The sequence below is a fragment of the Pseudomonas yangonensis genome, assembly GCF_009932725.1.
Taxonomy (GTDB): Bacteria; Pseudomonadota; Gammaproteobacteria; order Pseudomonadales; family Pseudomonadaceae; genus Aquipseudomonas; species Aquipseudomonas yangonensis.
The window spans coordinates 570,114-592,068 of record NZ_BLJU01000003.1; the positions used below are offsets into that span (position 1 = coordinate 570,114).

A 21,955-nucleotide genomic window follows, 5' to 3' on the forward strand; every position below is an offset into this window, starting at 1 on the left:
TTAGCTTTTACCGCATTGCCCCAGCGTGGACAACTCTTCGCGCAGCTGGCTCAGGCGTTTGCGCAGCTCGGCCAGTTGGCCCGACTTGAAGGCGTGTCGGGTGCGTTCGAGAACCTCGATGGCCTCGTCGAGATTGCTCTGCACATCGCCCAGGCTGCCCACCGGCAAGCGTTGCAGCCAGCGGCACAGCGGCTGCTGCTGGCAACTGTCGAGGCTATCGATCACCTGACAGTGAGGTGCCTGATCGCGCAGCAGATGGGTTATCTGCTGGCTGGAAACAGTGTCCGGCAGGCTAAGCAGCAGGTGGGTCCGAGACATGGATGATCGCGCTATATGGCAATTGGCTAGCAATACTAGGGTGCCGCTGCTGGCGCTTTATTGATCAGGATCAGTCCGGGCCGCGGTGAATCGACGCATGGCCCGCTCGCTCTGGACGCAATGGCAGGGATCGTGCGGGAAGCTTTCCGGGGAGCGCGTCTCACAAGCGGTTACGACCGATTGGCCAACAATGCGTGCATATTCGCCGTGAGCGGTTAGACTTCCCACCCGGACGTCGCTCACAAGGCGCGCTCGCTCAAAAACAACAGAAAAAGGAGATTTCCCATGAAAGGCAAATCCTTGGCATGGGTCCTGTCCGCCGCGCTCGCGGGCACTGCCCTGAGTGGCATGGCACAGGCCGAAGAGAAATTCGTCACCATCGGCACCGGCGGCCAGACAGGCGTCTACTACGTAGCCGGTCAGTCCATCTGCCGCTTCCTCAACCGTGGCTCGGCCGAGCACGGTATCAAGTGCAACGCCCCGGCCAGCGGTGGCGGCGTGGCCAACGTGAACGGCATTCGCAGCGGCGAATTCAACTTCGGCATCATGCAGTCCGACCATCAGTTCAAGGCCCTCAATGGCGCTGCGCCGTTCGAAGCCGAAGGCGCGATGAGCGATATCCGTGCGGTGTTCTCGCTGCAGAGCGAAGTGTTCACCATCCTCGCCCGCCGTGACGCCAACATCAAAAGCTTCGATGACCTCAAGGGCAAGCGCGTAAACGTCGGCAACCCGGGTTCCGGTCAGCGCGACACCCTGGAAGAGATCATGGCCGTCAAAGGCTGGGATCGTTCCGCCTTCGCCCTGGCTGCCGAGCTGAAGCCGGCCGAGCAGGCCAGCGCACTGGGCGACAACAACATCGACGCCATGACCTACTTCGTTGGTCATCCCAACGGCGCGATCCAGGAAGCCACCACCACCACCGACGCGGTGCTGGTTCCGGTGACCGGCGCCGAGATCGACAAGCTGCTGGGCGAGAAGACCTACTACACCAAGGCTGACATCCCAGGCGGTCTGTACAAGGGCAACGACCAGCCGACTCCGTCCATCGGCGGCAAGGCCGTGCTGTCCACCAGCGCCAAGGCTGATCCGGAAGTGGTCTACCAGCTGGTCAAGTCGGTGTTCGACAATATCGATCGCTTCAAGCGTCTGCACCCGGCCTTCGCTGACCTGAAGGAAGAGGACATGATCAAGGTCGGTCTGACTGCCCCGCTGCACGAAGGTGCCGAGCGTTACTACAAAGAGCGCGGCTGGCTGTAAGTCAGCACCCCGGCGCTAGACGAAACCGCGGCCCTGGCCGCGGTTTTCTTTTGTCCCGGATTTGCCTCAGTCCTGCTCATCGAGCAGGTCGATGGCCAGCCTCTGCAGACGTTTCAGCAGCGCCTGCTGAGCGGCCGAGGGGGTCTCGTCGAAGCGCCGCAACAGGTAAAGGGGCACGGGGATCACGGGTTCCAGCGGGCGGGCCTGAACCTCTCCGAGATTGCCTGACAGGGCCGTGAACGGGTCGACCAGCGCCAGCCCCTGCCCGGCGGCTACCAGCATGCGGGCCAGTTGGTAGGTCTGGACCGAAATGTCGATACGGGCAGGCGGGTCCAGCTCCTGGATGTGCCCGCGCAGCAGACCGCCCAATGCATCTCGTGTGTCCAGACCGATCAGGCTCAGCCCCGCCATGTTCTGCAGGCGCATGGGCGTCGCGCATTCCTGCTCACTCCACCAACCCGGTGGGGCGATGGCCATCATCCGCCCCTGAGTCAGCACTTCAGTGTGCAGGTCCGGATGCTCCACACGTTGCAGCGTCAGGCCCATATCGGCCTCGCGCAACAACAGTGCCTGGATGATTTCGCTGGTGTGCTGGGTCGCAAGGTCGCATCGGGTGTGCGGAAATTCGGCGCGCCAGTCGCATACCACGTCAGGCAGCAGGGTCTGCGCCAGGGTAGGTGTGCAGATCAGGCGCAGCGCCCGTTCCTCGCCGCGGCGCAGGCTATCGGACAGGCGCCGCAGATCCTGCAGCTCGGCAGCGAGGCGTTCGGTCTGTTGCTGCAGTATCCGCGCTTCTGCGGTGGGCAGCAGCTTGCCGCGTACACGGCTGAACAGGGCAAAACCCAGCTGCTGTTCGGCATGCTGCAGAATCTTGCTGGCAGCCGGCTGGGAGATGTGCAGCAGCTCAGCTGCAGCCGTGAGACTCCCGGTCTGCAGGACTGCCTGAAACAGTTCGACGTGGCGTAGGCGCATCAGCAATCAGAGCTCCCGCGTGGTCGAGGGAACATAACCTAGGGTTATGGGCTGCCGCCATCTTTTCATTGGCCGCCCGTTTCGCCCCTTCATACCCTGACTTCATTCAGATGCGGGGGATGGATCATGCGGGTCGCGGTTATCGGTGGTGGGGTGATAGGGCTGAGCACGGCCTACGCGCTGCTGCGTCAAGGGTATCGGGTGGATCTGATCGAGCAGCGTGAGGAAGTGGCGCTGGAGACCAGCTTCGCCAACGGCGGTCAGCTCAGTTATCGCTATGTTTCACCCTTGGCCGATGCCGGCGTGCCGCTGCAGGCGCTGTCCTGGATGCTGCAGGGTAATGCCCCGCTGCGTTTTCGCCCCAGTCTGAGCCCGCATCAGTGGCAATGGTGCCTGCGCTTTCTGCTGGCTTGCCGTCGCTCGGTGAACCAGCGCAATGGCGCCCACCTGCTGCGCCTGGCCTTGTACAGCCAGTCGGTGTTGCAGGGCTGGCGTGAGCATGAGGCGCTGGATGATTTCTCCTGGCGGGCCAATGGCAAGCTGGTGATCTACCGCAACGCTGCGAGCTGGAACAAGGCGCGCAACGCAGTCGGCGAATCGGCGCATCAACGCCTGCTCGATGCCGATCAATGCCTTGAGCTGGAGCCCGCCCTCGAGGGTGTGGCCGGACAATTTCAGGGCGGCGTCTTCGCGGCCGGCGATGAGGTCGGTGATTGTCATCAGTTCTGCCGGCAACTGCTGCGCAAGCTGCGCAGCGATCCTTCGTTTCGCCTGCATGCCGGGCAGCGGGTCACTGCCCTACCTCGGGAGCACGGCAGGGTGAGGGCCGTGGCGCTGCAAGGCGGGGAACTGGAGGTCGATCATGTGGTGGTCGCAGCCGGTATCGGCAGCGTGGCCTTGCTCCGCCCGCTGGGCTTGCGGCTGCCGATATACCCGCTCAAGGGCTACAGCCTCACCCTGCCGCTGGCCGACCGTGCAGCGGGCCCGGAGACCAACGTCACCGATTACGATCACAAGGTGGTCTACGCCCGCCTGGGCGAACGCTTGCGGGTTGCTGCAATGGTCGATATCGGCGGTTGGGATGCCACGCCAGACCCTGATCGGCTGGCCGAGTTGAGACAGCTTGCCCAGGCCAGCTTTCCCCGCGCGGGCGATTACGCGGCTGCCGAGCCCTGGGCGGGAATGCGCCCGGCGACGCCGGAGGGCACGCCGCTGTTGGGCGCCAGCGGTATCGGCAATCTCTGGCTGAACGTGGGCCATGGCAGCCTGGGCTTCACCCTGGCCTGCGGCAGCGCCGAGGTGCTGACGCAACTGATAGGCCGGCGGCAACCGGCGATCGCTCTCGATGGCTTGCAGTTGGCGTCCTGAGACCACCCGAACACTTACAACAGCAGGAGTTTGCCATGTCCGTGCAACGTATGCAGACCAACGACCGCCTTTCTGGTGCGACGATCTTTTCCGATCTGGTTTTCCTCTCCGGCCAGGTGCCGGGCGACCGCAGCCAGGACGTAGCGGGCCAGACCGCCCAGGTGCTGGAAAAGATCGACACGCTGCTGGCCGAGGCAGGATCGGATCGGAGCCACATGCTCAGCGCGCAGATCTGGCTGAAAGACATCGAGAAGGATTTTGCCGCCATGAACACGGTCTGGAGTGATTGGCTGCCAGCGGGCTGCGCGCCTGCCCGGGCGACGGTCGAGGCACGTCTGGCTTCTGCCGATGTTCTGGTCGAGATCATGGTCATTGCAGTGCGTAAAACGGCGGCTTAGCGGCCGCATTTGTTCCACCGATGGCGCTGGCGAGACAGCCCATCGACCGTTCGAAACAACAACACGAGGACGTTGATATGCAGCAGCATCGAATCATGGGCTTTCTGGCCTGTGTCATGGGCAGCACCTTGCTGAGCAGCCCCCTGGTCGCTCAGGAACGCTACGTGACCATCGGCACCGGTGGACAGACGGGGGTTTATTACACAGCCGGACAGTCGATCTGTCGGTTCCTCAATCGCAGTGGCGCCGAGCACGGCATCAAGTGCAACGCGCCGTCTTCCGCGGGCAGCGTCAGCAACATTGCCTCGATCAAGAGCGGCGACTACGACTTCGGGTTCATCCAGTCCGATCACCAGAACAAGGCGCTCTCGGGCCAGGCGCCTTTCGACCAGGAGGGCGCTGTCGAAGATCTGCGCGTGGTCTTCTCCCTGCAGAGCGAGATCCTAACGGTAGTCGCCCGTGCAGACAGCGGTATCGAGACCTTCGCCGACCTCAAGGGCAAGCGCGTGAACATTGGCGTGCCGGGCTCTGGCAGTCGCGATACCTTCGATGAGGTGATCCAGGCCAGCGGCTGGAGCAAGTCCGACTTCGCCCTCGCCGCTGAACTCAAACCTGCGGAGATGGCGGCCGCGCTGGGGGACAACAATCTGGATGCCATCACCTATGTGGTCGGTCATCCGAGTGGTGCCATCCAGGAGGCCATGGCGACCGTGCAAACCCGCCTGATCCCGGTCACTGGCCCTGATATCGACAAGCTCCTGGCACAGGCCAGCTACTTCACCAGGGCGGATATCCCGGCGGGTGTCTACCCTGGAGTGGAACAGGCCGTTCCGTCCATCGGCGGTAAAGCGGTGCTGGCCACCTCGGCCAGGACCGATCCCGAGGTCGTCTACCAGTTGGTCAAGTCGGTGTTCGATAACCTGGAGCGCTTCAAGCGCCTGCACCCGGCCTTTGCCGATCTGCAGGCCGAGGACATGATAAAGGCGGGGCTGACGGCTCCCATGCATGACGGGGCAATACGTTTCTATAAGGAAAAAGGCTGGCTCTAGCCGGGGTGGAGAGTCTCCGGCTGGGCTCTAAACTCTTCGATAACGGGCGCAGTTGAGCTGGGATAGGTAAACTGCGCGCTCAGAGCCCCTGTTACAGGCTCAAAAACCGAGCCCCTCCGTCAGCGAGGGGCTCGCCGTTTTTATCCGAATGACAACGTAGGTGTACGACCCTATGGCCGAAAAACAATTATCCACCGAGGAACTGATCGCCCAGGATGTCGGCGCGCGTTCGCCCGCAGGCCTGATGGCGCGGGTGATCGCCGGCCTCGCCTTGCTCTGGTCACTGTTCCAGTTATGGATCGCTTCGCCGCTGCCGTTCGTTTTCGGCTTCGGCGTGCTCAACGATACCCAGACCCGCGCCATTCACCTGGCTTTCGCCTTGCTGCTGGCCTTTCTCGCCTACCCGGCGTTCAAGAAGTCGCCGCGTGATCGCGTACCGCTGCTGGATATCGCCCTGGGCCTGGTCGCCGCAGCCAGTGCCGCCTACCTGTTCATCTTCTACCAGCAGCTGGCGATGCGCCCCGGCAGCCTGACCACGGCAGACCTGGTCACGGCCTGCATTGGCATACCCCTGCTGCTGGAAGCCACGCGCCGTGCGCTCGGCCCACCCCTGGCGATCATTGCCCTGGTGTTTCTCATCTACAGCGTGGCTGGCCCCTACATGCCCGGCCTGCTGGCGCACCGTGGGGTCAGCTTCAACGCGCTGGCCAACCACCAGTGGATCACCACTGAAGGCGTGTTCGGGATCGCCCTGGGCGTGTCCACCAGCTTCGTGTTCCTCTTCGTTTTGTTCGGCGCATTGCTCGAACGTGCCGGCGCCGGGCATTACTTCATCCAGCTGGCGTTCAGCCTGCTCGGTCACTTCCGTGGCGGCCCGGCCAAGGCGGCGGTGCTGGCCTCCGGCCTGACCGGGATGATTTCCGGCTCGTCGATCGCCAACGTGGTCACCACCGGTACCTTCACCATTCCGATGATGAAGCGCACCGGCTTCTCCTCGGAGAAGGCCGGCGCGGTCGAGGTGGCGTCTTCGGTCAACGGTCAGATCATGCCGCCGGTGATGGGCGCTGCGGCGTTCCTGATGGTCGAGTACATCGGCATGTCCTATGTCGAGATCATCAAGCATGCCTTCCTGCCGGCCGCGATTTCCTACATCGCGCTGCTCTACATCGTTCATCTGGAATCGCTCAAGCTCGGCCTGCAGCCCATCGGCGGTCATCAGCCCAAGCCCTGGCTGCGCCGTCTGACCGGCTTCGCCTTCGGCGCGGCGCTGATCAGCGGCCTGTCGCTGGCGGTCTACTATGGCCTCGGCTGGCTCAAGCCGGCGCTCGGCGAGTACGCCCTGCCGGTGATTGGCGTGCTGCTCGCGGTGGTGTACCTGGCGCTGCTGAAAGTCGCGGCCAGCGTACCGGTACTGCCGCCGGAAGACCCCAACGCGCCGCTGGAAGAACTGCCGCAGACCCGCGCGGTACTGCTCTCGGGCCTGCACTTCCTGCTGCCGGTGGTGGTACTGGTCTGGTGCCTGATGATCGAGCGTCTGTCCCCCGGCCTGTCGGCCTTCTGGGGCAGCGTGATGCTGATCATCATCCTGCTGACCCAGCGCCCGCTGCTGAGCTGGATGCGCCGTGATGGCAGCCATGAACATGGCACCTTCATCGATGGTGTGGTCGATCTGCGCGAAGGCCTGATCGCCGGTGCGCGCAACATGATCGGCATCGGTATCGCCACCGCGGCGGCGGGTGTGATCGTCGGCGCGGTTTCGCAGACTGGCGTGGGCCTGGTGCTGGCCGATCTGGTCGAGCTGCTGTCGATGGGCAACCTGCTGCTGATGTTGATGCTGGTGGCGGTGTTCAGTCTGATCCTCGGCATGGGCCTGCCGACCACCGCCAACTACATCGTGGTGTCCAGCCTGCTGGCGCCGGTGGTGGTGGCGCTGGGGCAGCAGAACGGCCTGATCGTGCCGCTGATCGCAGTGCACCTGTTCGTCTTCTACTTCGGCATCATGGCCGACGTGACGCCGCCGGTGGGCTTGGCCTCGTTCGCTGCCGCCGCGGTGTCCAAGGGCGACCCGATCAAGACCGGCCTGGTGGCGTTCTTCTACAGCCTGCGCACCGCCGCGCTGCCGTTCCTGTTCATCTTCAATACCGACCTGCTGCTGATCGACGTCGACTTCTGGCACGGTGTGCTGATCTTCATCGTGGCGACCATCGCCATGCTGATCTTCGCTGCCGGCACCCAGGGCTTCTTCCTGGTGCGCAGCCGTTGGTACGAAAGCGTGTTGTTGCTGCTGGTAGCGTTCAGCCTGTTCCGTCCGGGGTTCTGGATGGACATGCTGCACGACCCCTATCAGGACATCCCGCCGGCGCAGCTGGCCCAGGCGCTCAATGGCGTCGAGGATGGGAGCTCGCTGCGTCTGCGTATTCGCGGCGAGGATGCCGTGGGTGATCCGCGCGAGTTCACCGTGCTGCTGCCGGTACCCGATGGTGCCTCGGGTCAGGAGCGTCTGGAGAAGCTCGGCCTGAACCTCTACGAAGAGGGCGACAAGGTGCTGGTGGACAGCGTCACCTTTGGCAGCATGGCTGCCGATGCCGGCCTGGAGTTCGACCAGCAGATCCTCAAGGTACGTGCGCCGACCGATCGCTGGGTCAAGGAATTGATGTGGATTCCAGCGTTCCTGGTGTTCGGTCTGGTCGTACTGCTGCAGCGCCGCCGCAAGTTGATCCAGACCGCTTAGCGGGCTGGGTAACAGACAACAAGGCAGCTTCGGCTGCCTTGTTCGTTTATGCCATGACCGCGGATTGCTAGACTCGCCGGCCTGACCATCCGGACAACAAGGACTCAGCCCGTCATGTCGACGCCGCGCGTGCATTATCCCTGGTACAAGAAGGAAGATACCGACGCCTTCTTCGCCCTGTTTCAGAACAACATCGCCAACTTCGTGATCATCGCCATCAGCATGCTGGGCATGGGCTTTCCTGCCGAGATCGTGTTCGGTCAGGTGTTGCCCGGGGCGGCGGTGGCGGTAATGGCCGGTAACTTCTACTACGCCTGGAGCGCCGCGCGCCTGGCTCGCCGCGAGAACCGCGCCGACGTCACCGCACTGTCCTACGGCATCAGCACGCCGGTGATGTTCGTCTTCCTGTTCGGCGTGCTGCTGCCGGCGAAGAACCTCACCGGCGATGCCGTGCTGGCCTGGAAGGTGGCGGTGGCTGCCTGTTTCATCAGCGGTCTGATCGAGGCGGCCATCAGTCTGATAGGCGGCTGGGTGCAGCGCCACCTGCCGCGTGCGGCGATGCTCGGCGCGGTGGCCGGCGTGGCGCTGACCTTCATCGCTGGCGAGATGCTGTTCAAGACCCTGGAGATTCCGGTGATCGGCCTGCTGGTGCTGGCCATCACCATCGTCGGTCTGGTGGCGCGGGTGAGCATGCCATTCCGCCTGCCTGCCTCGCTGTTCGCCATCGTCGTCGGGACGGCGCTGGCCTACCTGATCGGCGCGGCTGACGGCAGCAAGTTCAGCGATGCCTTCACCCACCTCGGTTTCTACCCGCTGTTGCCCAACCTGGCCTGGTACGAAGGCCTGGGCCTGCTGTTCACCACCATGCTGGCGCTGATGACGGTGATCCTGCCGATCACCCTCTACAACGCCATCGAGACCATGAACAACGTCGAGGCCATGAGCGCTGCCGGGGACAGCTACAGTGTGCGCGAGTGCCAGGCCGTGGATGGTCTCGGCACCTCGCTCGGTGCGCTGTTCGGCGGTGTGTTCCCGACCACCGTGTACATCGCCACCGTGGGTTCGAAGTGGATGGGCGCCGGGCGCGGTTACAGCCTGCTCAACGGCGCGGTGTACGGCCTGGCGACCATGTTCGGCCTGATTGCCTTCATCGCTGCGCTGATCCCGGTGGCGGTGGTGGCGCCGATTCTGGTGTTCGTCGGCATGTCGATGATCGCCACCGCCTTCAACAGCAACCATGCCCGTTACTACCCGGCCGTGGCGCTGGCGATGCTGCCGTATTTCGCCAACTACCTGGCGACTCGTTTCAATCGCGGCGCTCCCGAGGTGGTCGAGGGCATTTCCAGCGCCATCGGCGCGCTGGGGCAGGGCGCCATGTTCAGCGCCATCCTGCTCGGCGCCATGTGCGTGGCGGTGATCGATCGCCAGTTCCGCCAGGCCACCGTCTTCGCCCTGGTGGCGGCCGGCATGGCCTTTGTCGGCCTGATGCACGCACCGAAGCTGGCCTGGTACGCCGCGCCGGACTTCGTCCACGGCTATCTGCTGATGGCGCTGTTCTTCGCCTGGTACGCCTGGCGCGGGGTAGAGCCGAGCGCGCCGGAGCGAGCGGCCGGCGCCGACTGAGTCACTCGCCGCCTTCGAGCCTGAGGGCGCCGGTTTCGCCTCCTTCGAGCACTACGTAAGCGCTGGCGCAGAACAGCGAGTTGAGCCGCTTCATGTCGGCGATCAGTTCCAGATGCAGGGAGCTGGTCTCGATGCTCTGCACGACTTGACGCTGCAGGCGGCCGATATGCGCATGGGCCAGGCGCCGCTCCTGCGCGCGGAAGCGGCGCTTCTCGCGCAGCAGCTGGCTGGCGCTGGCCTGGTCGGCACTGAGGAACACGTTGAGCCCCAGGCGCAGGTTGGCCATCAGCTGCCCGTGCAGGCTGGCAAGTTCCTCCAGCCCTTTGTCGGAGAAGGCCCGACGCTGCGCGGTCTTCTCGCTCTGGATCTTGCCGAGCATGCGTTCGATCAGATCGCCGGCCTGCTCCAGGTTAACCGCCAGTTCCAGAATTTCCGCCCAGCGCCGGCTTTCGTGCTCGCTCATGGCCTCGCGCGGAATCTGCGCAAGGTACAGCTTGACCGCCCGGCACAGGCTGGCGACATCGTCATTGAGGCTGCGCAGCTCCTTGGTCAGCGCCGGTTCGTTGTGTTCCAGCACAGGTGACAGATGACTGAGCATGCGCTCGACACGATCACCGGCACGCAGGGTTTCACGCACGGCGTTGGCCAGCGCCAGGCTTGGCGTGGCCAGCGCCGTTGGGTCCAGATGTCGCGGGCGAGCGATGCCGCTGTCGTCGGCGCGGTCCGGCAGCAGCCAGTTGCAGAAGCGCGCCATCAGGCCGACGCTGGGCAACATCAGCACCGCGCGCAGGCTGTTGTAGAGCAGGTGGAAGAAGATCACCAGTTCCGCCGCGCGCCAGTTCAGGCTGTCCAGCCATTCGGCCAACGGCTGCAGCACAGGGAGTACCAGTAACAGGCCGATCAGCTTGTAGATCAGGCTGCCCAGCGCCACGCGGCGCCCGGCGGGGTTCTGCAGGCTGCTGGTGAGAAAGGCCAGCAGGCCGCTGCCGATGTTGGCGCCGATCACCAGGCCGATGGCCACCGGCAGGCTGATCAGTCCGGCGCCGGCCAGGGTCGCGGTGAGCAGCACCGCCGCCAGGCTGGAGTAGGTGAGCAGGGCGAACAGCGCGCCGACCAGCGCGTCGAGCAGCAGGTCGCCGGTCAGCGAGGCGAACAGCACACGGATGCCGCGCGCTTCGGTGATCGGCGCGGCGGCGGCGACGATCAGCTCCAGCGCCAGCAGCATCAGCCCCAGGCCGATGGCGACGCGACCGAGCTGGCCGGCGCGGGTCTGCCGCCGCGAGAGAAAGAAGATCACCCCGAGAAAGATCAGCAGCGGGCTCAACCAGCTCAGGTCGAGGGTCAGTACCCGGGCCATCAACGCGGTGCCGACATCGGCGCCGAGCATGATCGCCAGGCCCGGCGCCAGCGCCATCAAGCCCTGGGCGACGAAGGAGGTCACCAGCAGGGCGGTGGCGTTGCTGCTCTGCACCAGCGCGGTGACGCCGATGCCGGCGACGAATGCCAGTGGCCGGTGGCTTATGTTGCGGCTGAGTACCTTGCGCAGTTGTGAACCGAACACGCGCAGAATGCCGGTACGTACGATGTGGGTGCCCCAAACCAACAGGGCAATGGCTGACAGCAAATGCAGCAGGGTCAGCATAAATCGGCCCCCTGAAAGACGGCCGATGAGGAATTATGGTTTCGGCCTGTATAGATGAGCATCGGCCGAAATCGCTGATAAAGCCAGTCAACCGTCGCGCAGCACCTTGAGTTCGGCGTCATCGGCGGAGAAACCGCGCTCGAGTTTGAACTTGAGGCTGAGGTCGGTGCGCGAGTCGGCGAACTTGAGCGCTTCGGCCAGGCTGATGCGGCCGGCTTCGAGCAGGGCGAACAGATGCTGATCGAAGGTCTGCAGGCCCTGCTCGGCGGCTCGTGCGATGGCCTCGCGCAGCTCGTCCAGTTCGTCGCGCTGGATCAGGTCGCGGATATAGGGCGTGCCCAGCATCAGCTCCACCGCCACCACGCGCTTCTGCTCGATACCGGGCACCAGACGCTGGCCGATCACCGCGAGCAGATTGTGCGCGACATCGGCCAGCACCTGCTTGCGGGCGTCGTCGGGGAAGAAGCGGGCGATACGTTCGATGGCGTGGCTGCTACTGGTGGCATGCAGGGTGGCGACGCACAGGTGGCCGGTTTCGGCGTAGTGCAGGGCGTGCTGCATGGTGGCAGCGTCGCGGATCTCGCCAAGCATGATCACGTCCGGTGCCTCGCGCAGCACGTTGCGCAGGGCTTCATCGAAGCTGTGGGTATCGAGGCCGACTTCACGTTGGTCGATGATCGAGCGCTGATGGCTGTGCAGGAATTCGATGGGGTCTTCGATACAGACGATATGCCCGCTCCTGTGGCGATTACGGAAATCCAGCATCGCCGCCAGAGTTGTGGACTTGCCCGAGCCCGCCGCGCCGGTGACCAGGATCAGCCCGCGGTCCTGCATGGCCAGCTTCTCCAGCAGCTTGGGCAAGCCGAGCGCTTCGAAGCCGGGAATCTGGCTCTTGATCAGGCGCACCACCATGGCCACTTCGCCGCGCTGGTAGTAGACATTGACCCGGTAACGTCCCGCGCCTTGCAGGCTGACGGCCAGGTTCATCTCCAGGTCGCGTTCGAACTCGGCGATCTGCTTTTGCGTCATCAACTGATAGGCCAGCTGCTGCACTTCGCCAGCCTTCATGATGCGCTGGCCCACCGGCTGGCTATGCCCTTCCACCTTCATGTGCGGCGGTGCGCCGACGCTGAAGAACAGATCCGAGCCGGCATGTTGGTGCATCAGCTGCAGGTAGGGGAAAACATCGGGCTGATCGTTGGGGCTGGTGTCGTTCATCGGCCTGTCGCCATTCGTACGTGGTGCAGCAAGGATAGCCGGCGTCCTGCCAATTCAGTTGTTGCGCATCAAGAGATCGGCGTGAATGGTCGCCCTATGGCTTTTTGCACTGGACAGCCTCGCTTGCGGGAGTGAGAGTCCGTGCTCAAGGCGCAAGGCGATCGCACGCCAATGACTGGAGATTGATGGTGGGATTAGGGCGGGCGGCTCTGTTGAGCCTGCTTTTATGCGCATCGGCGCGCGCCGAGGTGCTGCACTTGGCGACCGGCGATGACTATGCGCCGTTCACCGGCAAGGCACTGGCCGGTCAGGGCATGCTCACTCAGGTGGTGCGCGCGGCGCTGGCCGAGCAGGGCATGGCGATCACGCTCGACTGGCTGCCCTGGAACCGCGGCTACCTGAAGGCCAGGCGCGGCGAGTACGACGCCACCTTTCCCTACGTTCGTTCGGCCGAGCGCGAGGCGGAGTTTCTCTACTCGGCGCCGATTTACGTGACTGACCAGTTCGTCTTCAGTCGTGCAGGTGATCGCATCGAGCTCGATGATCTGCCGGCCATGGCGGGGCGCCGGCTCTGTTATCCATTGGGCTGGCAACCTCCGGCGATGATCCAGCAACTGATCGAACAAGGCGTGCTGCACCGCCACTCACCGCTCGGGCTGCAGGAATGTGCGCGGCTGTTGCTGCTGCAACGCGACGACCTGTTTCTCGCCGATCAGCGCCTGGGCGAAAGCGCGCTGCGCGCCACTGGCGCCGAACCGAGCGCCTTCTACCGCTCGCAGGCGTCATTTGAACGCAACACGCTGCACTTCATCGTTTCACGTCAGCATCCGCGCGCGGCCGAGCTGATCGAGCGCTTCGACCGGGGGCTCGAGGTGCTCAAGACGAGCGGTGACTATCAGCGGCTGATCGAGCGCTACGCCGAGTAGCGCCTTACTGGCCCGTCAGGCCAGCAACATCATGATCGCCACCAGGCTGCCTGCGGCCAGCAGCGTCTGCAGGGTGATGATACCGGCCATCAACTGGCTGTCGCCGCCGAGCTGGCGGGTCAGCACGTAGGCGGTGGGCGCCGTGGGCAGGGCGAAGAACAGCACCAGCACAGTGCTTTCCATGGCGGGAAGCGCCAGCGCCCAGGCCACGCCCCAGGCCAGCAGCGGCATTGCCAGCAGGCGCAACAGGCTGTTCCAGGTCAGCGCCGGGATTTCTCCGCCCAGCTGTTCCGGCTTGAGAGCCGCGCCGACGCAGAGCAGGCCCAAAGGCAGGCTGGCCGCGGCGAGCAGGCTGAGCAGGCGGTCGGTGCCGCCCGGCAGGCCGATGCCCGTGAGGTTGAACAGTGCGCCGCCGAGGCAGGCGAGAATCAGCGGATTCTTGATGATCGGCAACAGCAGACTGCGAACGCTGACACCGCGCTCGGCGGTCAGCGACCAGACCGACAGCACGTTCACCGTCGGCACCATCAGGGCCAGCATCAGGGCGGCGAGCGTCAGGCCTTCCTGGCCGAACAGACTGCCGACTGCAGCCAGGCCCAGGTAGGTGTTGAAGCGCAGGATGCCTTGGGTAAAGGCGCCAAAACGCCCGGCCGGCCAGCCACGCAGGCGGCGTACCAGCAGCAGCGCCAGCCAGGCGATACCCAGGCCGAGCAGCACCGCCAGGGCCAGGCGCGGCAGCGCCGGATTGTTCAGCGGCGCACGGGCCAGGCTGGAGAACAGCAGCGCCGGGAACAGGATGAAGTAGTTGAGGCGCTCGGCGCCCGGCCAGAAGGCCTCGCTCGGGAACTCGCGCAGGCGCAGCCAGTAGCCGGCGACTATCATGGCGAACAGCGGCCACAAGGCCAGCAACAGGTCTATCACGGGAACCCCCGGTGGTGGTGAGCGCCTATCTTGGTCAGCGGCGCGGGGCAATGCAAGGCGGAGGCGGGATGAGGGTCGAACATCAGGGCGGCTGCCAGTGCGGCGCGCTGCGTTATCGGCTCGATACGCCGCTGACGGATATCGCGCATTGCCACTGCTCGATCTGTCGGCGCAGCAGTGGCGGCATTCTCACCACCTGGGTCACGGTACCGCGCCGGGCGTTTCACTGGCTGTGCGGTACACCGAAGGCGTTCGCCTCATCGGCCAGCTGCACGCGCTATTTCTGCGCCGACTGCGGCGCGCATCTGGCGCTGTACACCTCGCTCAGCCCGGATACGCTGGACGTGACCGTGGCTACGCTGGACGCACCTGAGCAGGCACCGGCAGATCGGCATATCTGGGTGGGCAGCCGTCTGCCCTGGCTGACGGTCGACCCGCAATTGCCGGAAGAGGATCAGGAGTTGATTCCGTAGGGTGTCGGTCGATCGTAGGCCGGATGCAATCCGGGGACTGGGCAGAATGATTTCCCGGATCTCATCCGGGGCTACTCAAAAGGCTAGGGCAGCTCCAGGCCGCCGCTGGCCTTGTGCAGCGCGCGCAGGTGTTCGCCCAGCGCCACCAGGTTGGCCTCGTTGGCCTCCAGCTCAGCCAGACGCTCGGGCTGCAACAGGTTGCGCACCTCGTCGTCGAGTTCGTCGCTGAGTTGGCGCAGCTGCTGCTGGCGGTCACGGCTGCTGGCTTCGAGGCGCTCCCATTCCTGCTGCTGCGGCAAGCCGTAGCCGCCTTCGAGTAGCTCCGCCGGGCGGCTGAGGAAGCCGCTGCCCGCGAGAATCTGCTCCAGGGCGGCGCCGGCCTTGTTCAGGCTCGGGTCACCAGCAGCACGGCCGGTGAGGTAGCGGCGTTTGAGTTCGTCCTGGGCCAGCAGCAGTTGCCGGCGCAGCGCGGCCTGTTCCAGCAGCAAGAGGGCTGCGCTGGCGCGCAGATCGGCCTTGGCGAACCACTGGCTGCGATCCTGTGCTGGCTGCTCCAGCCAGGTCTCGACGCTGTCCTGAGTGATCGGCAGACGTTCGCGCAGAACGCCGAACATCGCCTGGTAGAGCTCGCGGAAGGAGTCGAAGCGATAGCCCAGGCGCAGTGCTTCACGTGGATCGTCGAGCACGCTGGTGTCGGCCAGGCCGCGAGCATCCATCAGCTCCAGCAGGCCGTTGGGCAGGATGCTGTCCAGCGCATGCAGGCGCGGATTGCCGGTGCCGCTGCGCAGCAACTTGAGGGTTTCCACTGCGCAGTTGTTGGAGACGAAGTAGTAGTCGCCGTCATAGCTCCAGTGCTGTTCGGCGGCGCGTACCACCAGTTGTTCGAGCTCATCGCGCGACAGGCGCAGCGGTACCGAGGCCAGACTGCGCAGCTCCACCTTGGTGTACTCGTCGATCACCTGTTCCAGCGGCAGGACGAACAGGCGCGACGGATAGACTCCGGTCAGGCCATCCCAGCTCGACAACTGCACATCGCCGACGAAGGCGCGATAGGACAGCACCAGGTGATGGTCGAGATCCAGGCGACAGCCCGGGCCGCGCGGTCGTCCCGGCGCGCAGACCACCAGGCGCAGCATGCTGTGGCCCCAGCGGCTCATCCAGGCATCGTTGGCCTCGGCGAGCAGATAATCGACCTCATACACGCGCTCTGGATCGAGTCGCCCCAGGGGCTGAACGGCGAAATCACGTCCGGCGTTGAGGTAGGGATAGTCGCTGGCACAGGGCTCGCCGGCCGGTGTCCAGTCGAAGTGCTCGCGGAAATAGCGCGCCAGCGAGGGGCGGCGGCAGGCATAGCTGGGGTCGAGCAGAAAGTATTCGAGGTTGACCGCGACGAACTCCAGCGCATTGGTCAGCTCGTAGCTGTCCGGGCTGCGCGCGACCTGACCGTTGTCCAGGTCGCGCGCGCCACGCTGGCCGACTCGCTGCTGCCAGCCGGCCAGGTCGAGCAGACGTGGATCATCGCTGAGAGTGAAGCGCCGTTCGGTCTGGCCACGGCAATCTTCCGGTAGCCCCACCAGGCCCATCGAACTGGCGTGCTGTCTGCACCTGTTGATGAGGCGGCGCTCGCCCGCAGGCCAGAGGCGTGCGCGATCATAGAGATGGGTGAGCTCGTGCACCAGGGTGGCCAGCAACTCCTGGCGCTGAGTACCGTGAGGGCGGCCGGTCTGGTTGCGAGCCGCCGTGCCATCGACCAGCTTGGGCAGCAATTCGGCATTCAGTTCGATACCGCTGAAGCGTCCGACCTGGCCGTACACCTGCGCAGGCAGCCCGGTGCGCCAGCTGACCTTCACCTCGCGATCCAGATGCTGGATGAAGCGCGGCGGCAAGGCAGCCATCGCCTCGTTCAGCAGCGCCTGGCTCGCCTGCCGCTGCGCTGCGTCGAGGGTGCTGTCGTCCAGTGTCAGACGCAACTGCGCCTGGGCGACGCCTGCGGCCAATGCCAGCAGCGCGCCGCAGCACCAGGCGAGAAGGTGGGTCACAGAGCGAGAATGGCTTCGGCCAGTTGCAGGTCGCTGGCGGCCTGCGCTTCGGGTAGTTGCTGGCGAATGGTTTGCAGCGCGGCTTCCAGTTGCGCGCCGCGAATTTCACCGGCGCTGGCGACGAAGCTGGCGGCGTCGTCACGAGCCTGGACCACGGCTTTCATGTCGCGCAGCGAAGTGGTGGTGTCGGATGTGAAGTTGATGCTGCGATCCAGGGCGCGCACCACGATGTTGCTGGTGGCGACCACGGTTTGCGCCTGAGCGATACCGCTGAACAGGGCGCAGGCGGTGAAGGCGATGGCGAATGAACGACGCATGATGAATAGCTCCGAGAACGGCAGAACGGACGATTTGACGTAGGCAGGCCGGCGCGGTTCCCCGCGGCCGGGCAGGTGGGCGAAGTTTACGGGGCGCAGCGCCGGCGGTCAGCAGCGAGCCATTCGCCAGACGTGTGCAAAGTTTTCACAGGCTGAGAATGGCCTGGGCCAATGCAAGGTCATCGGCCTTCACCAACTGGGCGTCATGGCTGCGAATCAGCCGCAGGGCCGCTTCGAGCCGGGCGCTGTGAATGGCGCCTTCGCTGGCGACGAAACTGGCGGCATCATCACGGGCTGCACGCAGCTGTTTCATGTCACGCAGCGAGCTGGTGGCGTCCGATGTGCCCTCGGCGGTACCAGCCAGGGCTCCGCCCAGGGTATCGGTGGTCGCGACCAGGCTGCTGGCGCTGGCGGTGCCAGCAAAGAACAGCGCGGCAGCGAAGGTTGTGGTGCGCAGGACGGCCATAGTTGGTTCCTCAGGCTTCGCTTGGCGGAATATTTAGCTTTGCGTTCAAGATTAACTAAAGGATATCTGCACCTTCCAGCTTCCAGTGCCGCTTAGCGCATACATTTACGCACGACTATCGCTCTTATGATTGCGCCCGGCGTCAAAGGCTGAGATGCTCGCGAGCACAAAAACAATGAGCAAAATGTCTTTAATTTGCTAAAAAATGACTTCATCCAGAGAGATATACAGCTCTCTGAGTGAGCATCAAACAATAATTTAATGCGCAATTCGGACCTTGTCCGCGCTAGTAGGGTTGCTCTCGCGTAATGATCATCCTTATGGCTTCGAAAATCGATCAGGCCAGTATCCATGGTTCTCTCGGCAAACCCGAATACAGCTACTTCTTCCTGATGAAGGATTTCCTCCCGGTGCTCGAACGCCTGGGGCGGGTGCAGGTCGTTCACAGCCTGGCCGAGATCGAGCAACTCGCCGCGCAGCACCACGCGGCCGGCGAAACCGTGGTGTTCCTCAGTTTCAGCCCACCGCACCAGGCCCCGCTGGGGTTGAGTTGCCCGACCCTCAGCGTGTTCGCCTGGGAATTCGACAGTCTTCCGTCGGTGGCCTGGGAAGGCAACCCGCAGAATGACTGGCGCTACGCATTCGCCCATCTGCAGGGCGCCATCAGCACCAGTCGCGAAGCCGCGGCCCTGGTCGAAGATGCCATGTCGCCCGATTATCCGGTCATCGCCCTGCCGGCGCCCGTCTGGGACCGCTATCGCGGTGATCCGGCGGCAGTGCGCAGCAGTCCGCAGCTGGGCGAGCGCCAGTTCCCGTTTGCCGGTCTGGTTATCGACAGTCCGACGCTGGGGCTGTCGGCGGACGGTCTGGTGCGCAAACCGGAGGCTGCCCAGCCCACGCCCGTCGCCCCAGCGCCCGCACCCAAACCGGCGCGCGACGACCGTTTCAGCCGTGCCTGGCGCGAGACCAAGGCGCTCGCCAGGGGCTGGTGGCGGGAGGTCGGTCTGCCCGCATTGGCGGTCGATACGCCCCAGCCGCAAGACGCTCCACCCGCTCCCGCGAGCGCGCCGCCGGCCGTGCCGATCAGTGTGACCGGTGTAGTCTACACCACCGTGCTCAACCCGGCCGACAGCCGCAAGAATTGGGTCGAGCTGATCACTGCATTCTGCTGGGCCTTCAAGGATCGCGACGATGCCACGCTGATCGTGAAGATGACCCACTACGATCTCGAGTACTACCGCATCGTTCTGATGACCCTGCTGTCGCGCCTGGCGCCCTTCAGTTGCCGGGTAGTCGTTTTGCACGGCTTTCTTGAAGACCAACAGTATCGCCAACTGATCGAGGCCTCCAGCTACTACGTCAACGCCTCCTCCGGCGAGGGCCTGTGCCTGCCGCTGATGGAGTTTCTCAGTGCCGGCAAGCCGGCCATCGCGCCGACCCACACGGCCATGGCCGACTATGTCGACGAGCGGCTGGCGTTCCTGGTGAAGTGCGCGCTGGAACCCTTCTGCTGGCCGCACGATCCGACCGGGATTTTCATGACTCACCGCCATCGGCTGAACTGGCAGTCGCTGGTCGAGGCCTATCGACACAGCTATCGGGTGGCCAAGGACGAACCCGAGCGTTATCGCGAGATGGCGCGACAGGCCGATGCGCGGATGCAGGTGTTCGCTTCCATCGAGCGGGTGGCGGGGCCGCTTGGCGCGTTTCTCGAACAGATTGCCGCTACGCAATCGGCGCAAGCCGAGCTGGGTTGTACTGGGAGTGCGGTGCTATGAGATTCCTGGTCTATTCGCAAGTGAGCGCGTCGAAGATTGCCAGCAGTATGGGTCTGCCGGAGTACAGCTACTACTTCGTCCTGCGCGACTTCCTGCCGGTGCTGCAGGCGCTGGGCGAAGTCCTGGTGGTCGAAGACCCCGAGCAGGAGGTCGACCGGCTGTACGACGAAGCGCGCGCCGCCGGCGAGCAGTGCCTGTTCCTGTCCTTCTCGCCGCCGCACAAGACTCCCCTGCAGCTGCGCTGTCCGACCGTTCCGGTGTTCGCGTGGGAATTCGACAGCATTCCCAACGAGTCCTGGCTGGATGAGCCGCAGCAGGATTGGCGGCACGTGCTGAATATCTGCGGCAGCGCCATCACCCACTCGCAGATGATCGTCGCGGCGGTGCGTCGGGAGATGGGTACGGAATTTCCGGTCATTTCGGTGCCCTCGCCGGTCTGGGACAAGTTCGCCGCGCTTCGCTCGCAGCCGGGGTCGTTGCCCTTGACAAACGGCGTGAGCATTCGCGTGCGCTCGGGTGTGGTGGTGGACAGCCGTGACCCCGCGCTGAGTCCCTATATCTTCGGTCCCGACGCTACTGCGCGGGTGGTACAGGCGATCCGCGAGCACGAGAACGCCATGGCGCGCGCGCAAGGTGGCAGCGTGGCGGTCGAGTCGCTGGCTGGTCGTCGGCAATCGCGATATCGCATCACCCGGCGTTACCTGGGTGAGTGGTACTTAAAAGTGCTGCAGCCGCTGCTGCCTTTCCTGCCGGGTCGGGCAGAGCCGTTGGTGGAGTTGGTTGCGGATAGTCCCGATACACCCCTGGAACCGCGTAACACCGTCGAGCCCCCGCATCCTGCTGCCAAAGGTGTCACGCCGAAGATGCCAGATTTGCAGCCCGACGATTCGGAGCTGCAACTATCCGGGGTGATCTTCACCGCGCTGTTCAACCCCTATGACGGGCGCAAGAACTGGGCCGACATGCTGACCGCCTTCTGCGCGGCATTTCGCGATACGCCCGACGCCACCCTGGTGTTCAAGCTGGGGCACCACGAGTACCTGTCGGCCATGCACGACATGCTGATCTGGATGGCGCGCATGCCCAGGTTCAGCTGTCGTGTGGTGCTGCTGCACGGCTACCTGGAGGGCGGCGACTTCGACACCCTGATCCGCGCCAGCGCATTCGCCGTCAACGCTTCCCACGGGGAAGGGCAGTGCCTGCCACTGATGGAATTCTTGTCCTGCGGCAAGCCGGCGATTTCGCCACGGCATTCGGCGATGGTCGACTACATCGACGAGCAGGTGGCCTTCGTGGTCGACAGTTGGCTGGACTCCACTGCCTGGTCGCACGACCCGCGGCTGGCCTACCGCACCCAGCGGCATCAGATCGACTGGGCGTCGCTGCGAGATGCTTATCGGGCAGCCTACGAGTGCATCAAGACAGACCCTGAGCGTTATCGACGGTTATCTCGTCATGCGATAGAGCGCATGCGTGAGCATTGCTCGCGGCAGGCGGCCATGGGCAAGTTATCGGCATTCCTGTGTCGGGAACAGGAGCTATCGGCATGAAAAGGCTATTGGGCTGGTGGCGGGGGCGAGCTGCCAAGCATGCCGCCGTATCGGCACCTGGGGCGGCGGATACAGACATGCCGGGCTACGTGGATTCGCGCGACTGCGGCTTGGTCGACGCGGTACAGAGTGGCTGGTTCCAGAATCACAGCGATGAGCTGTTCTCCGGGTTCCCGGTGGGTGATCAGGACGTCGTCCTGGATGTGGGTTGTGGTGCCGGCGGCGCGACCCTGTTTTGTGCCAATCGGGGTGCCCATGTGGTGTTTACCGATGTAGTCGCCGAAAAGATCGAGGCGTTGCGCGTCAAGCTCGCGAGCACACCCGCGCGGGCCATCGAAGGGCTGGTGTCGGACAGCATGCCGCTGCCGCTGGACAACCATTACGCGACGCGAATCATCGCGCTGGAAATGCTCGAGCATGTGGAAGATCCGGCTGCGGTGCTGCGCGAATTGGTGCGAGTAGGGCAGCCGGGAGCGCTCTATCTCCTGGCCGTGCCGGATGCGGAAGGTGAAAAGGTGCAGCTTGATTGCGCTCCGGCGCATTACTTCCTCGAGCCGAATCACATCCACATCTTCGAGCGCGAGGCATTCGCGAAATTGGTGGAGGATGCCGGATTGGTGGTCGAGCGCCGCTCTTCCTATGGTTTCTACTGGAGCATGTGGATGCTCATCTACTGGTCGCAGCTGCGAGCCTCCGGGCGGGAGCTGACCGGGGAAACCCACGATGTGGTGCATCCGCCCTATTCGCCCCTGCTGGATGACTGGGCCAGTCTCTGGCATCGACTGATCCAGATGCCGGATTTCGCGCCGATCAAGCAGCATCTGGATCGTCTGCTCCCCAAGAGCCAGGTCATCGTCGCGCGTAAGCCCTATTGAACACTGCATGTACGGCCTCGGCCGAAACAGGAAG

19 protein-coding genes are annotated in these 21,955 nt (G+C 64.3%); 11 read left to right on the forward strand and 8 right to left on the reverse strand.

Annotated features, from left to right (window positions below):
* On the reverse strand, window positions 1-318 hold the full coding sequence (locus GYB81_RS08180; RefSeq protein WP_161866727.1) for a hypothetical protein: 318 nt from the start codon (window positions 316-318) through the stop codon (window positions 1-3).
* A gap of 285 nt (window positions 319-603) precedes the next feature.
* Between GYB81_RS08180 and GYB81_RS08185 the strand changes: the two genes are divergently transcribed.
* Window positions 604-1,575, forward strand: coding sequence for a TAXI family TRAP transporter solute-binding subunit (locus GYB81_RS08185; protein ID WP_161866726.1), 972 nt, complete (start codon window positions 604-606; stop codon window positions 1,573-1,575).
* A 66-nt stretch (window positions 1,576-1,641) separates the two neighbouring features.
* On the opposite strand, the gene GYB81_RS08190 is transcribed toward GYB81_RS08185, so the two are convergent.
* Window positions 1,642-2,547: a LysR family transcriptional regulator gene (locus GYB81_RS08190; RefSeq protein WP_161897784.1), complete on the reverse strand. Its 906-nt coding sequence runs from the start codon at window positions 2,545-2,547 to the stop codon at window positions 1,642-1,644.
* 126 nt (window positions 2,548-2,673) lie between these two features.
* Here GYB81_RS08190 and GYB81_RS08195 point away from each other — a divergent pair, with 126 nt between their 5' ends.
* The 5 genes from GYB81_RS08195 to GYB81_RS08215 all read left to right on the forward strand — a co-directional run bounded on the left by GYB81_RS08195 (window position 2,674) and on the right by GYB81_RS08215 (window position 9,716).
* Window positions 2,674-3,915, forward strand: a complete 1,242-nt coding sequence (locus tag GYB81_RS08195; RefSeq protein ID WP_161866724.1) for a D-amino acid dehydrogenase — start codon at window positions 2,674-2,676, stop codon at window positions 3,913-3,915.
* Window positions 3,916-3,950: 35 nt separating this feature from the next.
* Window positions 3,951-4,313, forward strand: coding sequence for a RidA family protein (locus GYB81_RS08200; RefSeq protein WP_161866723.1), 363 nt, complete (start codon window positions 3,951-3,953; stop codon window positions 4,311-4,313).
* Between the two features lie 77 nt (window positions 4,314-4,390).
* Window positions 4,391-5,362 carry a TAXI family TRAP transporter solute-binding subunit gene (locus GYB81_RS08205; protein ID WP_161866722.1) on the forward strand — a complete coding sequence of 324 codons (972 nt, stop codon included), beginning with the start codon at window positions 4,391-4,393 and terminating at the stop codon, window positions 5,360-5,362.
* Between the two features lie 172 nt (window positions 5,363-5,534).
* The gene (locus GYB81_RS08210) at window positions 5,535-8,093 is read left to right on the forward strand and encodes a TRAP transporter permease (protein ID WP_161866721.1); all 2,559 of its coding nucleotides are present in this window, start codon (window positions 5,535-5,537) and stop codon (window positions 8,091-8,093) included.
* Between the two features lie 114 nt (window positions 8,094-8,207).
* A complete protein-coding gene (locus GYB81_RS08215) occupies window positions 8,208-9,716 on the forward strand; it encodes an NCS2 family permease (protein WP_161866720.1) in 1,509 nt (502 codons plus the stop codon).
* Between the two features lies 1 nt (window position 9,717).
* Here GYB81_RS08215 and GYB81_RS08220 read toward each other — a convergent pair whose 3' ends face one another.
* Together GYB81_RS08220 and GYB81_RS08225 are read right to left on the reverse strand one after the other, a co-directional pair.
* Window positions 9,718-11,358, reverse strand: a complete 1,641-nt coding sequence (locus GYB81_RS08220) for a Na/Pi cotransporter family protein (protein ID WP_161866719.1) — start codon at window positions 11,356-11,358, stop codon at window positions 9,718-9,720.
* An 87-nt stretch (window positions 11,359-11,445) separates the two neighbouring features.
* Window positions 11,446-12,576, reverse strand: a complete 1,131-nt coding sequence (locus tag GYB81_RS08225; RefSeq protein ID WP_161866718.1) for a PilT/PilU family type 4a pilus ATPase — start codon at window positions 12,574-12,576, stop codon at window positions 11,446-11,448.
* A 212-nt stretch (window positions 12,577-12,788) separates the two neighbouring features.
* On the opposite strand from GYB81_RS08225, the gene GYB81_RS08230 reads away from it, so the two are divergent.
* Window positions 12,789-13,502 (forward strand): substrate-binding periplasmic protein, encoded by a 714-nt coding sequence (locus GYB81_RS08230; protein ID WP_233787504.1) that lies wholly within the window; start codon window positions 12,789-12,791, stop codon window positions 13,500-13,502.
* Between the two features lie 15 nt (window positions 13,503-13,517).
* Here GYB81_RS08230 and GYB81_RS08235 read toward each other — a convergent pair whose 3' ends face one another.
* Window positions 13,518-14,384 carry an AEC family transporter gene (locus GYB81_RS08235; protein ID WP_233787520.1) on the reverse strand — a complete coding sequence of 289 codons (867 nt, stop codon included), beginning with the start codon at window positions 14,382-14,384 and terminating at the stop codon, window positions 13,518-13,520.
* Window positions 14,385-14,491: 107 nt separating this feature from the next.
* On the opposite strand from GYB81_RS08235, the gene GYB81_RS08240 reads away from it, so the two are divergent.
* The gene (locus GYB81_RS08240; protein WP_161866716.1) at window positions 14,492-14,896 is read left to right on the forward strand and encodes a GFA family protein; all 405 of its coding nucleotides are present in this window, start codon (window positions 14,492-14,494) and stop codon (window positions 14,894-14,896) included.
* Window positions 14,897-14,979: 83 nt separating this feature from the next.
* On the opposite strand, the gene GYB81_RS08245 is transcribed toward GYB81_RS08240, so the two are convergent.
* The 3 genes from GYB81_RS08245 to GYB81_RS08255 all read right to left on the reverse strand — a co-directional run bounded on the left by GYB81_RS08245 (window position 14,980) and on the right by GYB81_RS08255 (window position 17,718).
* Window positions 14,980-16,935 carry a DUF7844 domain-containing protein gene (locus tag GYB81_RS08245; protein WP_161866715.1) on the reverse strand — a complete coding sequence of 652 codons (1,956 nt, stop codon included), beginning with the start codon at window positions 16,933-16,935 and terminating at the stop codon, window positions 14,980-14,982.
* On the reverse strand, window positions 16,932-17,252 hold the full coding sequence (locus GYB81_RS08250) for a DUF2388 domain-containing protein (protein ID WP_024310095.1): 321 nt from the start codon (window positions 17,250-17,252) through the stop codon (window positions 16,932-16,934). Before GYB81_RS08250 ends, GYB81_RS08245 begins: the two co-directional genes overlap by 4 nt.
* A gap of 145 nt (window positions 17,253-17,397) precedes the next feature.
* Window positions 17,398-17,718 carry a DUF2388 domain-containing protein gene (locus tag GYB81_RS08255; protein ID WP_161866714.1) on the reverse strand — a complete coding sequence of 107 codons (321 nt, stop codon included), beginning with the start codon at window positions 17,716-17,718 and terminating at the stop codon, window positions 17,398-17,400.
* Window positions 17,719-18,038: 320 nt separating this feature from the next.
* On the opposite strand from GYB81_RS08255, the gene GYB81_RS08260 reads away from it, so the two are divergent.
* Genes GYB81_RS08260 through GYB81_RS08270 form a run of 3 tightly spaced genes read left to right on the forward strand, consistent with a single transcriptional unit; the run spans window position 18,039 to window position 21,921 of the window.
* Entirely contained in the window at window positions 18,039-19,496 is a 1,458-nt protein-coding gene (locus GYB81_RS08260; protein ID WP_233787505.1) for a glycosyltransferase family protein, read from the forward strand.
* Complete coding sequence (locus GYB81_RS08265) at window positions 19,493-21,046, forward strand: glycosyltransferase family protein (protein WP_161866712.1); 1,554 nt, start codon at window positions 19,493-19,495, stop codon at window positions 21,044-21,046. The genes GYB81_RS08260 and GYB81_RS08265 overlap by 4 nt, the downstream gene beginning before the upstream one ends.
* A complete protein-coding gene (locus GYB81_RS08270) occupies window positions 21,043-21,921 on the forward strand; it encodes a class I SAM-dependent methyltransferase (RefSeq protein ID WP_233787506.1) in 879 nt (292 codons plus the stop codon). The genes GYB81_RS08265 and GYB81_RS08270 overlap by 4 nt, the downstream gene beginning before the upstream one ends.
* The last annotated feature ends 34 nt before the right edge of the window (window positions 21,922-21,955 follow it).